Here is a 14,090-nt window from a genome sequence, read left to right as displayed (position 1 = left end):
CAACGGCTAACTCCTCGGGTCATAAGCCACCCCGGAAATTAAGGCAAAAAGCGCCTTTAATTCCGGTGCGTCTTATGCCTGTCGGAGTTGAACAAGCCGTTTCCGCTTTTCATTGTCCAGCTGCGGCTCCTAGCCCCTCGAGTCGCTTCAATCTGTCAGTTGAAGTCAAAGAACGACTTCATCTGCCAGCTCTCCAGCGCTTTTCGGGGCTAAACAGTCGCCTCCGCTTTTCTTATTCAATGACACCGACTTCGACTATTTTTACTTTTGCATCCACATCAAAGCTGGCATTTTGGTAGCTCTCTTCCCATTTTTTAAAATCAAAATTGCGGGTTTGTGTTTTGATAAAATGCCCGATTCCAACCGGGTCAATTTTATTTTCCTGAAATCGTTCTAGGAGTGCTAAACATTCTTTTTTAATCTGCTTTTCCATTTGTTTTTCAATTCTTTTAATTTCTCCTTTTTCTAACGATTTCCCCGTATGTTCTGTTAGCATCCCATCGACTTCAAGGGTAACGGAGAATTTATAAGGGTTTCTGTTCTTTACCTTAAAATTGTACGTAGAATGAATGCTTTTAATAAAAGATTCTCCATGTTCATCTTTTATTTTTAATGCGCCTTCGCTATAATAGTCAACCATGAGCTTGAAATAAAACAATTTATTCTCGTCAAGGACATCAACGACTTTTTCCCCTTTAAAGAGGGCCAAACCGGCAATATTGACTAAATCTGGCCGTGTTTGCCTTAAGTAAGGTAAAACAGGGTCTTTTCCTTTTTGGTAATAATCGTGGAGAAATTGATGTAAATTGGTTAAAGGGAGATTTCCAGTTTTATAATTGGATTCAATCAGTTCCGCAAGGTATCGACCGTTGCCGCGATCCCCATATTTGCCTTCAAAAATATCTTTCGCTTTTCCATCGACCACCGCCAAGTGTACTCTTGCCCCAACACTAGGGTCGCGTAGGAATACATCAAGAACATGTGGAATGCCTTCACGGGCTACGGTTTCGTCAAATAAGGTAACATCTAGACTTCCACCAACGATAGGCTGTGATGACGTTTGTTGCATTTGAAACATGAGGTCGCGAACCACTGTTCCTTTAGCCGTGAAGATAAAGTTTTCAATCGATTTATCAGGGTTATACACCGGAATCATGGCACTTCCTAAGTATTGCTCGCCCTCTTTATCAATCCCAATTCCCGTAGTGATATTTACATCATCAATAATTTTTTTATTTATACATCCGGCTAAAAGTACGGTAAATAGGAGAAGTGGAATGAAAAAGTATTTTTTCACTTTTTTTTCACCTTCTTCGCTATTATTATTGCAAGGTAAAGCAACGGGGTATAGACAAAAGCTAGCCCAAAACCAATTTTCCCGTGAAAACTTGTAAACATATCCATTCTCTCACGGCTATCTACTATCAAAATAAGAAGTAAGCATATAGCTGCAACAAACCATACTCCTTTCCGTTGTCTTAGATGAAAGACGTGTTTGATGACCCTGCTTGCGGTCCATAAGCAAATCGCAACATTCGGAAGTATGATTAATGACCAATTGGCAATCCCCAAATATTCAAATCGTTCAATAATCGGAAGTCTTACAATTTTCCACATTTCCAAAGTGGCCCAAATCGATTTGTTAAGAAGGGCAGGGGGAAAATAAGCAAAGCTAATAATTGCTAAAATGGCATAAATCAACGTTATCAAAAATATGCCACCATGAACCCATTTCTTTGATTTTTCTGGGTTTTTTATAAACGGATGGAAAAATAACAGAACCCCAAAACCAAGCACGGTAAATGACATACTGTAGGCGCTTTTTAGCAGTTCGAGTGGACTATGATCCAAAATTGGAAGTAAATTGGTGAAGTCACCATATCGAATTGCATAGGCAAATGAAAATAGTAAATAAGACGGTATGACAAGACCAAAAAACGAAATCCCCGTTACTGTTCGAAACCCGCCATATACGATATAGATTCCTAATATTAAATACATGCTTCCAAATAATAACGGACTTAAATTAGGAAACATCCATGTCCGAATGACCTCTACTAGGCCGCCAAGAACAGCAACACATGCTGAGATAAAGTAAATAATAAAAAAACTATTAATGGTATTTCCGATTGCTTTGCCAAACACATAAACATTAGCAGTTAAAATATCTCCATCGACGGCTTCACAAATTCGATACATAATCCAAACAATAAAATGGACGAGTAAACCGATCCCAATAATTGATATCCATGCATCATATCCCGCTTCTTTTGCAACGATTCGTTGAAAACCGAGAACACCGATTCCGAATTGCATGGCCATCACAATAAAAGCAGCCATAAAAGGCGATATTTGTAATCTCTCATGGACGGGTTCCTGCATGGTCAATTCCTCCAATGGTTCCTAGAAATTATTCATCAATATCTTTCTTTTTCTTTGCCTTTTCTTCGCTAAAACGTTGCGGCTTTTCGGTACGAAGAAAGATCGGCCGTTTCGCTTGCATATTAAATGGAAATCGAAATAAGGCATCTTTATAATCTTTTACTCTAAATGGAAAGATGGGTTCCATAAAGGGTTGCCCTAGTGAGGTTAATCGCAACAAATGGGTAAGTAAAAACCCAAAGGCAATGGTTATGCCTAGTAACCCCCATAATTCAGCCATGAACAAAAACGGAAAACGTAAGATACGAATCGTATTACTCATCTGATAAACAGGTGTCGTGAACGAGGCGAGGGCTGAAAGTGCAATGAAAATCAAAAGAACATTACTCGTTAAGCCAGCCTCAACGGATGCCGTTCCTAACACAATACCACCCACGATACCGATTGTCTGACCAACCTTAGTTGGCAATCGTGCCCCGGCTTCACGTAACAATTCAATGGTTACTTCGAGAAACAGAGCCTCAAGAATGGGAGGGAACGGAATCACTCTCCTTGAAATAATTAACGTACTCAGTAAGTCTTTTGGAATTAGTTCATAATGGTATGTAACGACGGCAACATAAATGGGTGTAATCATAATGGAAAAAGTTACGGCAAATAAACGAATCAATCGGATAAACGAAGCGAGTATCCAATTCAGTAAATAGTCTTCGAATGAGTTGAAAAACTCTGTTAACTGCGTTGGTCCAATCAACACATGTGGAGAACCGTCAACAACGATCGCAATTTTCCCTTCAGCAAGGCTCGCAACAATTCTGTCAGGTCTTTCCGAATCAAGTAGTTGTGGAAAAGGAGAATTTCCGTTATCGGAAATAATTTGTGTTAAATATGAGCTATCCGAAATTTCATCTTTATCAATTTCGCTTAAACGCTGTTGTACCGTATTAATAATTTGTTTGTTTGTCACTCCATCGATATAGAGAAGACATACTTTTGTTTTTGTCAGTTCCCCAATTTTAAATTCCTCAGCAATTAACTCCTTAATCGGTAGCCGTTTTCGAATCATATTGATATTTTGATCAAGCGACTCAATAAAGGCTTCTTTTGGCCCAACAACACTGAACTCAATTTCTGGCGATGTCACGGAACGACCAATATTTTTGGCAGCTCCAATAAAAGCAAATTCTTCCGGGGAATCATCAAATGTCACCATGACATATCCATGAAATAGCTTGTTTTCAATCTCGTTTTTATCTTTTGAGACGAATATGTCACTCATGGGCAATCGTTTTTCAACTTCTTTAACAGAAGCAATCTCTTCTTCTATTAAAGGTGGAAGCATATTATTGTTAACAATTTTGTCATCCACTAAAGTTTGTATAAAAGTAAGGGTAAAAGTCTTGTTGTTTTTTTGATTAATAAAATGAGTCTTTGAATAATCTAAAGACTTCTTTATTTCTTGCTCTTGTTTTTCAACTGAACGTTCGCTTTTCTGTAACCAGCGCTTTTTCTTTTTAAAGAAATTATTCATTTTCCTCACCACTTTGGCAGTTTGGCATTTATTGTTTCCAAATATGGTGTTTATATGTAACCAAGCCATCAATGTTCAGTCATACGTGAAAGAGAACAAAGTCAAAGTCGGTTAGTGAGAAAAGAGCAAACGCAAAAAAGCCCTGCAGTTTACAAATCACTGCAGGGCCATAGAAAAAGTTACTTTTCTAAAAAGAACTTTTCAATATCATCAAGCATTAAATTGGCTGCTATCACTCCGCCAGCTGTATTCCAAATCGCATCATCAACTTTGTGTACTTCTCCATTTTTTACAACCTCGAGGTTTTGGAACAATAGGTCTTCAATCCATTCTTTTTCTAGTTCCGTTGCTTCGCCATCGCCAACTTCATAGGTGAAGTAAAAAAGCACATCTCCATCCATTGCTGGAATTCGTTCTTTTGTTACGTTTTTTTCAGCGAAGTCATCTTTATCCTGTTCTTCTGGGCGAGCAAAACCAATTTGATCTAAGATCACACCTGAAAAGCTATCTTTATGATAAATTCGTACATCGCCTGCGACAAAACGAACCATCGAAATTTCTTTTTTGAGCTCTTCACCAAGCGCTGTCTTTAGTTCAGTTATCCTGTTATCATAATCACTTAGAATTTGATTGCCTTCTTCTTCTTTATTGACAGCCTTAGCGTATAGCTCAAAGTTCTCTTTCCAGTTGCCTTTTATCGTTTCAGCAAATACAGTAGGAGCAATAGCGCTTAGTTGTTCATAAATATCTTCTTGGCGTAACTTATTTCCAATGATTAAGTCCGGCTTTAGTGCTGCGACTGCTTCAACGTTAACTTGACTCTCCACGCCAACCACTTCAACGCCTTCCATTTCAGAGGCAATATGGTCGTACCAAGGATCTCCAGTCCAAGATTGAACCGCACCGACAGGTTTCACTCCAAGCGCGAGAAGGGCCTCCGTGCCTTCATTTGTTAAAATCACTACTCTTTCGGGAGTTTTATCAAGTGTGACGGTTTCCATTGCATTTTCCACTGTGTAGCTTGTATCTTCAGTAGCGTTGTTGGAATCTGGTTGTTCGTTTGCTTCATCCGTATTTCCACCACACGCAGCCAACATCATGATGATGAATAGCGTGAGAAAGGGTAGGGTAAGTTTCGCTTTTGTCATAAAAAAACCTCCAGATAAAATTAATAATGATAATCATTTTCAATTAGGGTATTTTTAGGGTAATAGAGATCACGTCAATTGTCAATATTGTTTGAATGTATTAATTGAAAATGATTCTCACAATCATTGACACTGTTTAACAGCTGCAATAGACTAAAGAGTGTCTATAATAGGGAATTTACTTTATTCGAAAGGGAAGTCATCATGCTTTTGAGAACTTCAAAACAGCGATGGTCAGGCTTGTTCCTATCTGTGGTGCTTCTTATAATCTTAGGATGTGCAAGCATTGTTTATGGATATACAGACACAAGCTGGAAAATTGCTTATCAATCTTTTACTGACTTTAATGGAACAAATGAACATATCGTCATTCAGTCCGTAAGGCTCCCTCGAGCTTTAATTGCCGCGGTTGTTGGTGCTAGTTTGGCGATGGCAGGGGTTTTAATGCAGACGCTTACGAAAAATCCTCTTGCTTCACCTGGGATTTTTGGAGTGAATGCTGGAGCTGGGTTTGCTGTTGTAGTTGCGGTAACGATGTTCTCAGTGGGGAGTCTTCAGTCTTATACTTGGATTTCTTTTTTAGGAGCAGCGATTGCCGCTATTAGTGTATATGGGATTGGGTCCGCTGGCAGGGAAGGATTAACTCCGATGAAGCTGACTCTTGCCGGAGCAGCGATTGCCGCAATGTTTTCTTCTTTTACTCAAGGATTGCTTGTTCTCAATGAAGCGGCTTTAGAGCAAGTCCTTTTCTGGTTAGCTGGTTCTGTTCAAGGAAGAAAACTTGAGATTTTAATGAGTGTTCTACCATACTTTTTAATTGGTTGGCTTGCTTCACTACTTATTGCCACAAAAATGAATGTTCTATCAATGGGGGAAGATGTGGCCAAGGGCCTCGGTTTACATACAGGTTTGGTTAAGCTAGGTGCCGGAGTCATCATTATTCTCTTATCTGGTGGAGCGGTTGCAGTAGCTGGTCCGATTGGTTTTATCGGGATTGTTGTTCCACATGTTGCCAGAGCCGTAGTTGGAACAGATCATCGCTGGCTAATCCCGTTTGCAGGATTATTCGGGGGAATGTTGCTTTTAGGAGCGGATATTGCTGCTCGGTATGTCATCATTCCTCAAGAAGTTCCGGTTGGAGTCATGACAGCGATCATTGGAACCCCGTTTTTTGTTTATATCGCAAGAAGGGGGTTCGGGCGCTAGATGAGGAAATATCGTAGCTTTAGGGCACTAAATGGACAAGTATCGTTTTTAATTGATAAAAAGGCAACCAGAGTTAGCTTGGTGCTGCTCATCATCACAGCAGTTACTTTCATTCTGAGTGCAGGGTTAGGAGAAATGAAAATAGGTCCACTAACGGTTCTTCAAGTCTTTTTTGGTGGTGGTTCAGATATGGAGCGTTTAGTGGTCCAATCGTTTCGAATGCCACGTATCATTGTCGCATTAATGGTAGGAATTGGTCTTGCGGTTGCTGGTGGTTTGCTACAAGGAATGATCCGGAATCCACTAGCTTCACCAGATATTTTAGGGATTACTGGAGGAGCAGCTGTAGCCGTTGTTAGTTTCCTAGCCATTTTTAGTGATAAAAATAATGCACTAACAGTCAGCATACAGTGGATGCCCGTTGCAGCTTTCATTGGAGCAGCCGTTGTGGCATTCATTGTTTATGTGCTCGCATGGAAAAATGGTGTCTCGCCGATTCGGTTAGTTTTAATTGGGATCGGAATCTCGACGTTGATGCAGGCCTTAACAACCTTGTTTTTAATTCTTGGTCCAATCTTTCGTGCTAGTCAAGCCAATATATGGATTACAGGTACCGTTCATGGTTCAACATGGAATGAAGTTCGGATTCTTGTCCCTGTTATTCTCATTTTTGTCGCATTGGCTTTTGCTATGTCAAGGACGGTGAATGTTCAAGAACTAGGGGACGAAATCGCTACTGGGGTCGGTGGTCATGTACAGAGGCAAAGATTCATTCTGCTGATGATAAGTACTGCTTTAATTGGAAGTTCCGTTGCGTTTGCAGGAGGGATAGGGTTTGTAGGTTTAATGGCTCCTCATATGGCAAGGAGGCTTGTTGGTTCTGCTTTTGGTGCTTTGTTACCAGTCTCAGCGCTCATTGGCGGGATTCTGGTGATGATCGCCGATTTAATCGGACGGACTTTTTTCTCACCACTCGAAATTCCAGCTGGTGTGTTTACAGCCGCAATTGGGGCACCATATTTTATTTACTTGTTATTTAAAACAAGAAATCATTAATTCATAAATCTGCCTTAGAAAAGATTATTTTTAAAACCTTATATCACTTTTAAACGTGAGGAACGCTATTAATTGACTTAAAGGGAACGTATGGACTTTTATTGTTGTAAGGCTGTTCTAAGGGCAAGGTAGTCAAAACACTTCGTTTTCATCATAAAAAGCAACAAAGATTAAGAGAAGAATTCACAAAAATTGAAGCGAGGGGAAAGGGATGAAATCATCAATTAAAACAGAAAAGTTAACACTTTCTTATGGGAATACAATTATTATCAATGAGTTGGATTTGGTTATTCCTAAAGGAGAAATTACCGTTTTTATCGGCGGAAATGGTTGTGGGAAGTCCACCTTGCTTCGCTCCATTGCAAGGTTATTAAAACCCCATTCCGGCTCTGTTCTGCTTGAAGGCAAAGCGATTTCAAAACTTTCTACAAAAGATGTAGCACAGCGACTGGCAATCCTACCTCAATCACCATTAGCACCGGAAGGTTTGACTGTTCTTCAGCTTGTAAAACAGGGCCGATACCCTTATCAAAATTGGCTAAAACAATGGTCGGAGGAAGACGAAAAAAAAGTAACAGATGCATTAAGGGCTACTGGAATAGAAGAATTAAAAGATCGTCCTGTCGATTCTCTATCGGGAGGACAACGGCAGAGAGCATGGATCGCGATGACACTTGCACAGGATACAGATATTATTTTATTAGATGAACCAACTACATACCTTGATATGACACATCAAATTGAAATACTTGACCTTTTATTTGACTTGAATGAAAAAGAAGGGAGAACCATTTTAATGGTTCTGCATGACTTAAATCTTGCTTGTCGTTATGCCCATAATATTGTCGCGATTAAAGACCAACGAATTTTTGATCAAGGTGCACCAGAAAGAATTATCGATCAAGATCTCGTTCGAGCTGTTTTTGACTTGAAATGTGACGTCACTATTGACCCGTTGTTTGGAACGCCTCTGTGCATTCCGTACGGAAAGGGACGAGTTCTTAGGCGGAAAGGTGAAGTGACTAATGTATGATCCATTAACGGAACAAGAATCAGTCGAGCTATCGCGGTTTAGGTATGTTGATGTGTTAGATCAGGAAAGCACATCTGTCTCTATTGGTACTCTTATACATAGTGACAATATGAAGACCTTTCTTGAGGATGTACAGGCTGAAATTCAGGCACCGGATCTGAATGTTGCAGCGTCTGTTTTTATGAAACGATTTGCATTTGTTGCGGTTATTTACCTCTATGCTCTGTCTTCGTGGAATAAACGGCTCCACTTTAATTTAGATTCTCTTTACCTACAAAGCTCAAAGCGGGAAGGCAATTGGCTTCCAGAATACTATTTTAATCATTTGCTGGCAGAAAGTTGTCCAAATGGAGATAGAGTAAAATGGAGAGACCAGGCTCTAGAGCATTTATTTAAGGAGATTCTTTCGCCTATATTGGAGTCTCTTGCACAAGAATCAAAAATATCAAGGTTTATCCTATGGGAAAATATTGCTGTATATCTATTTTGGCTATATGAAAAGGTCCTTGACCCTCAACAAACTTTAGGGAAACAAGATTATCAGTATATTGTTGAGCAGGCGCCCGGTGAACTGTTTGGAACTTATAAACGAAATCCCCTTCAGCTCTATACGGATGAACCAGTGTTTCTGGAGGAATTAAATGAGTCGATTCGAATTCGTAAGACTTGTTGTTTTACTTACCGGCTAGGAGCAAAAAGGACCTATTGTAAGACGTGCCCATTATATTGCAAGAAATTTAGTACAGGGAAGAGGAATAAAAATTGAATGAAAAGTTAACAGAACAGCTTGATGGATTGCTAGAGAAGTATGCAGAGTTATTAGTTGGCCATTCATCAAATGAATACAAAGAAAAAGTAAAGGCATGGATCATTTATAATCACATTGCAAAAACAATGCCACCTCTTGCGCAACATTGGAATAAGACCTATCCTGATGCGAAAGAGAATATCATGCAAGTCATTAAAGAAATAAAAGAACTGAATGAACAAAACCGAAAAAAGGAATAGAACATTGAACCATCCACTACGCGGGTGGTTTTTTTATTTATATTTTCATTGGTTGAAGATCCTGATGCAGTGTAAACGAGGGGCCGTCTCGGTACCCATGTGGGTGAAAAAAAGAGGATACCGGTAATCGAGCGGTCGTCTCGGTGCCCGGCGGGGTGAAAAAAGGAGTGACCGGTAAGCGAGAAGCCATCTCGGTGCCCGCCGGGGTGAAAAAAAGGAGTGACCGGTAAGCGAGAAGCCGTCTCGGTGCCTGCCGGGGTGAAAAAAAGGAGTGAACGGTAAGTGAGAAGCCGTCTCGGTGCCCGCCGGGGTGAAAAAAAGAGGTTACCGGTAAGCGAGCGGTCGTCTCGATGCCCGCCGGGGTGAAAAGAAGGAGTGACCGGTAAGCGAGAAGCCGTCTCGGTGCCCGCCGGAGTGAAAAAAAGGAGTGAACGGTAAGTGAGAAGCCGTCTCGGTGCCCGCCGGGGTGAAAAAAAGAGGTTACCGGTAAGCGAGCGGTCGTCTCGATGCCCGAGCCAATATTAAAAGAATTAAGCGGTAACCGAGAAAATCCAGCTCTAGTCCATTGAGCGGATCCGCAAGCATTACGCGGCTGTTTCCGTGCCGTGTTGTTAAAATCTATAGGCCGATTTTTTACCTTGAATAAACTATTGTGCCTTCATACTTAGTTTGCCGCTCTTTTTTCATAGTCTAAAGTCATTTGCAGTGAAGATATAGCTAATTCTTTTCTTTTTATCTCAAAAAACAACATTATATAAGAAAAGAGCATTTATAAAAAAAGAACAGTAAACAAGCTGTTTTTATACTTATATAGAAACGGTAAAAATTTAGTTCATTCAATACAAGGCCTTTGATTGCCACTTGAAAACAAGGGAGGTCGTTTCTTTTATTCTTAGGGTGAAAGCGCTTTAAAAGTCATTCTAGCTAGGGGGAGTGTGGAAAAATGGAAAAATGGTTAAGAAATTTTTTTCTTTATCTGTCCCAAAATCGGATGATGACAAGGCTGGCGAAGAAGTACGGGTTGCGACTGGGTGCTGCTCGTTTTGTTGCGGGAAGCAGTTTGGAGGAAGCTGTTGAAGCAATTAAGGCTCTAAACGAGAAGGGGCTGGCAGTAACTGTTGATTATTTGGGAGAATTTATTGATAACAAAGCGGATACAGTCGAGAGAGTGAACCAATGCATAAAGATGATTGAAGTCATTAGAAAGGAAAAACTAGATGCACAGTTAAGTGTTAAATTGACTTCAATGGGACTCGACTTATCGAGAGAACTCGCATTGGAAAATATGAAAAAAATTCTTTCAAAAGCAGAAGAATGTCAGGTATTTGTGACAATCGATATGGAAGACTACTCCCGCTGCCAGATGACGATTGATATATTTAAAGAATTGCGTCAACAGTACGATTACCTAGGCACAGTTATCCAAGCATATCTCTACCGGGCACAACAAGATATCCAAGATTTGAAAAAGTTAAAGCCACATCTCCGCTTAGTAAAAGGCGCTTATAAGGAATCTCCAGAGGTCGCATTTCCTGTTAAAAAGGATGTGGATGAAAATCTAATAAAACTAATAAAAATGCACATGTTGAATGGGAACTATACCGCTGTTGCGAGTCATGATGACCGCATGATCGAGGAAACGATAAAGTTTGTGAAAGAAAAAAACATTCCTTTGAGCCAATTTGAATTTCAAATGCTTTATGGAATTCGTCCTGAGCGGCAACAAGAATTAGCGGATAAAGGCTACTTGATGCGCGTTTATCTCCCTTATGGCACAGATTGGTATGGTTATTTTATGAGACGCTTGGCGGAACGACCTGCGAATGTGTGGTTTGTGATAAAAGGGCTTATAAAAAAATAAATAAACAGGGTGGATACATATCCACCTGTTTATTTATTATGCTACTCAACTAATTATACTTACTTTTTATACTGGTTGTTTTGACTATTTACTTTACCGCCACCGTCATTTTCAACAGTAGGACCTGCATTTCCTTTGACGCTTGCCGCGCTAACACCACGTTTTGACGGATCCTTTTTTAAACGAGCCATTGTTTCACCCCCGTTAATTAGCATATCCATTGTGATGAAATTCAAGTAAAAATTATAATTTTGAAATAAAAATCAAAAAATTTTCCTTTTTTAGTGATGTACTTATTGCGTAAATTTTTTTAATATTTTATAGTATTAGTAGCAGAACTCATTCAGGTCATTTTTTTTTGGAACAAAAATGAATGAGTATTCATTCAAACCATGTAAAAGGGGGAGACAGATTTGATGCGACAAATCCAAAAAGCAGCTGTTTTAGGCTCAGGAGTAATGGGGTCTGGGATTGCAGCACACTTGGCTAATATCGGAATTCCAACTATTTTGCTTGATATTGTGCCTCGTGAATTAACTGAGGCAGAAAAAGTAAAAGGATTAACACTAGAGGATAAACAAGTCCGAAATCGCATTAGTGAGGGAGCGATTAAAAAACTTTTGAAACAAAAGCCAGCTCCACTCGCATCTAGAAAAAATTTAGCCCTAATCGAAGCTGGTAACTTTGAAGATGATATGCAGAGACTGAATGAAGTTGATTGGATTATTGAAGTTGTTGTCGAGAATCTTGACATTAAGAAAAAAGTATTTACACAAGTTGATCAATATAGAAAACCAGGTAGCATTGTTAGTTCAAATACGTCAGGTATCTCGGTTGAAGCGATGTCTGAAGGTAGGTCTGAAGATTTCCGCAGACATTTCCTGGGAACTCACTTTTTCAACCCACCTCGTTACTTGAAATTACTAGAAATTATTCCTACTAAGGATACAGACCCAGAAGTCCTTTCTTTTATGAAGACGTTTGGAGAAGACCGCCTTGGTAAGGGAGTTGTTGAAGCAAAAGATACACCGAACTTCATTGGAAACCGAATTGGAACATACGGATTGCTTGTGACGGTTCGTGAAATGATGAAAGGCGGATACAGTGTTGGTGAAGTTGATTCGGTTACAGGCCCTCTCATTGGTCGTGCTAAAAGCGCAACGTTCCGCACATTAGATGTTGTAGGTTTAGATACGTTCTATCATGTTGCCAATAATGTTTACGAACAAGTTGATGGAGCTGAGAAAGAGGTATTCGAAGTCCCAAGTTTTATAAAAGAAATGATTGAACGCGGTTGGCTTGGTAGCAAATCAGGTCAAGGTTTCTTTAAAAAGGAAGGCAAAGAGATTGTTGAACTTGATCCAAATACACTGGAATATGGTCCACGTAAAAAATTGAAAACTCCAGCTGTTGAAGCAAGTAAGCAGCAAAAAGGCACAGCCAACAAAATGAAAGCGCTTGTATATGCGGAAGACCGTGCCGGGCAGCTATTATGGAATGTATTCAGCCCAGTCTTTATCTATTCTGCTGAATTATTAGGAACCATTGCCGATGATATCGTTTCAATTGATAATGCGATGAAATGGGGATTCGGCTGGGAAATGGGACCGTTTGAGTCATGGGATGCAATTGGGCTTGAACAGTCCGTGCAAAAGATGGAGTCTGAGGGCACTGTCGTACCAGCGTGGGTGAAAGAAATGGTAGCAAACGGTCACACTTCTTTCTATAAAAATGATAATGGAGTGAAGTCCTTCTATCACCAAGGTGAATATCGTGCGATCGAAGTGAATCCAAAGATTATTAACTTAAAGCAAGTGAAAGCGGAAAAAGGTGTCATCAAAAAGAACGCTGGCGCAAGCTTAATCGATATTGGTGATGGAGTAGCGCTGCTTGAATTCCATTCACCAAACAATTCAATTGGTCTTGATGTTATACAAATGATCAATTACTCCGTTGAAGAAGTAGCGAAAAACTATAAAGGGCTTGTGATAGGAAATCAAGGCAAGAACTTCTGTGTTGGTGCCAACTTAGCAATGATGTTAATGGAGGCCCAAGATGATAATTATTTTGAATTGGATATGACAGTACGTCAATTCCAACAAGCAATGATGAATATTAAATATAGTCCAAAACCAGTTGTGGCGGCTCCTCATGGCATGACACTTGGTGGAGGAGCGGAGGTTTGTCTCCCAGCGGCACATATCCAGGCTTCAATGGAAACGTATATGGGACTTGTCGAAGTAGGTGTTGGTCTGCTACCTGGTGGTGGTGGAAACAAAGAATTGTACATCAAGCATCTTGAAGGACTCCCGAATGGAGTACAGTTTGATTTGCAACAAGTGGTGAATAAAGTATTTGAAAACATTGCGATGGCGAAAACCTCTACTTCTGGAGAAGAAGCACGTGACAATAACTTCTTGGGGAAAACTGATGGAGTTAGTGTAAACGGTGACCACTTACTATATGATGCCAAGCAAGCAGTTCTTCATCTATATAACAGTGGTTATTCAGCACCAGCTCGAAAGAAAGTACCAGTTGTTGGAGAACCAGGATATGCAACATTATTGCTTGGAGCAGAACAAATGCGTTTGTCAGGTTTTATTTCCGAACACGACGTTGAAATCGCTAAGCAAGTTGCCTATGTCTTATCAGGTGGTAAAGTTCCATATGGTACAGAAGTAGATGAAGAGTACCTATTAAATCTTGAAAGAGAAGCGTTCCTAAAATTAGTGGCTCAACCGAAAACACAGCAACGCATGCAACATATGCTTGTAAAAGGAAAGCCCCTTCGTAATTAATAACACTAGTTTAATAAGTAACTAGTTTAACAGAAATCCTGAATCTAACAGGGGGTAGGTTAATTCT

12 protein-coding genes are annotated in these 14,090 nt (G+C 39.9%); 7 read left to right on the top strand and 5 right to left on the bottom strand.

Annotation, left to right across the window (positions count from 1 at the left end):
- Positions 1-232 precede the first annotated feature (232 nt).
- The 4 genes from M3182_RS04950 to M3182_RS04935 form a co-directional block, all read right to left on the bottom strand.
- A complete protein-coding gene (locus M3182_RS04950) occupies positions 233-1,297 on the bottom strand; it encodes a Ger(x)C family spore germination protein (RefSeq protein WP_251557188.1) in 1,065 nt (354 codons plus the stop codon).
- On the bottom strand, positions 1,294-2,382 hold the full coding sequence (locus M3182_RS04945) for a GerAB/ArcD/ProY family transporter (protein ID WP_251557185.1): 1,089 nt from the start codon (positions 2,380-2,382) through the stop codon (positions 1,294-1,296). The genes M3182_RS04950 and M3182_RS04945 overlap by 4 nt, the downstream gene beginning before the upstream one ends.
- A gap of 28 nt (positions 2,383-2,410) precedes the next feature.
- Positions 2,411-3,913 (bottom strand): spore germination protein, encoded by a 1,503-nt coding sequence (locus tag M3182_RS04940; RefSeq protein ID WP_251557183.1) that lies wholly within the window; start codon positions 3,911-3,913, stop codon positions 2,411-2,413.
- Positions 3,914-4,092: 179 nt separating this feature from the next.
- Positions 4,093-5,061, bottom strand: a complete 969-nt coding sequence (locus M3182_RS04935; protein WP_251557181.1) for an ABC transporter substrate-binding protein — start codon at positions 5,059-5,061, stop codon at positions 4,093-4,095.
- 204 nt (positions 5,062-5,265) lie between these two features.
- Between M3182_RS04935 and M3182_RS04930 the strand changes: the two genes are divergently transcribed.
- The 6 genes from M3182_RS04930 to M3182_RS04905 all read left to right on the top strand — a co-directional run bounded on the left by M3182_RS04930 (position 5,266) and on the right by M3182_RS04905 (position 11,225).
- A complete protein-coding gene (locus M3182_RS04930; RefSeq protein ID WP_251557179.1) occupies positions 5,266-6,267 on the top strand; it encodes a FecCD family ABC transporter permease in 1,002 nt (333 codons plus the stop codon).
- A complete protein-coding gene (locus tag M3182_RS04925) occupies positions 6,268-7,323 on the top strand; it encodes a FecCD family ABC transporter permease (RefSeq protein WP_251432422.1) in 1,056 nt (351 codons plus the stop codon).
- Positions 7,324-7,534: 211 nt separating this feature from the next.
- A complete protein-coding gene (locus tag M3182_RS04920; RefSeq protein ID WP_251432419.1) occupies positions 7,535-8,356 on the top strand; it encodes an ABC transporter ATP-binding protein in 822 nt (273 codons plus the stop codon).
- Complete coding sequence (locus M3182_RS04915; RefSeq protein ID WP_251432416.1) at positions 8,349-9,122, top strand: IucA/IucC family C-terminal-domain containing protein; 774 nt, start codon at positions 8,349-8,351, stop codon at positions 9,120-9,122. Before M3182_RS04920 ends, M3182_RS04915 begins: the two co-directional genes overlap by 8 nt.
- Positions 9,119-9,364 (top strand): DUF2573 family protein, encoded by a 246-nt coding sequence (locus M3182_RS04910; RefSeq protein WP_251432413.1) that lies wholly within the window; start codon positions 9,119-9,121, stop codon positions 9,362-9,364. The genes M3182_RS04915 and M3182_RS04910 overlap by 4 nt, the downstream gene beginning before the upstream one ends.
- Positions 9,365-10,307: 943 nt before the next feature.
- Positions 10,308-11,225: a proline dehydrogenase family protein gene (locus M3182_RS04905; RefSeq protein WP_251557176.1), complete on the top strand. Its 918-nt coding sequence runs from the start codon at positions 10,308-10,310 to the stop codon at positions 11,223-11,225.
- Between the two features lie 59 nt (positions 11,226-11,284).
- On the opposite strand, the gene M3182_RS04900 is transcribed toward M3182_RS04905, so the two are convergent.
- Entirely contained in the window at positions 11,285-11,416 is a 132-nt protein-coding gene (locus M3182_RS04900) for a YuzL family protein (RefSeq protein ID WP_090743131.1), read from the bottom strand.
- Positions 11,417-11,638: 222 nt separating this feature from the next.
- On the opposite strand from M3182_RS04900, the gene M3182_RS04895 reads away from it, so the two are divergent.
- Positions 11,639-14,023, top strand: a complete 2,385-nt coding sequence (locus M3182_RS04895; protein WP_251432406.1) for a 3-hydroxyacyl-CoA dehydrogenase/enoyl-CoA hydratase family protein — start codon at positions 11,639-11,641, stop codon at positions 14,021-14,023.
- Positions 14,024-14,090: the final 67 nt, after the last annotated feature.

It is taken from the genome of Mesobacillus maritimus (assembly GCF_023715205.1).
In the GTDB taxonomy this organism is placed as follows: Bacteria; Bacillota; Bacilli; order Bacillales; family Cytobacillaceae; genus Mesobacillus_B; species Mesobacillus_B maritimus_C.
Note: the sequence above shows the minus strand (reverse complement) of the source record. Positions and strands in the feature narration are given on the sequence as shown.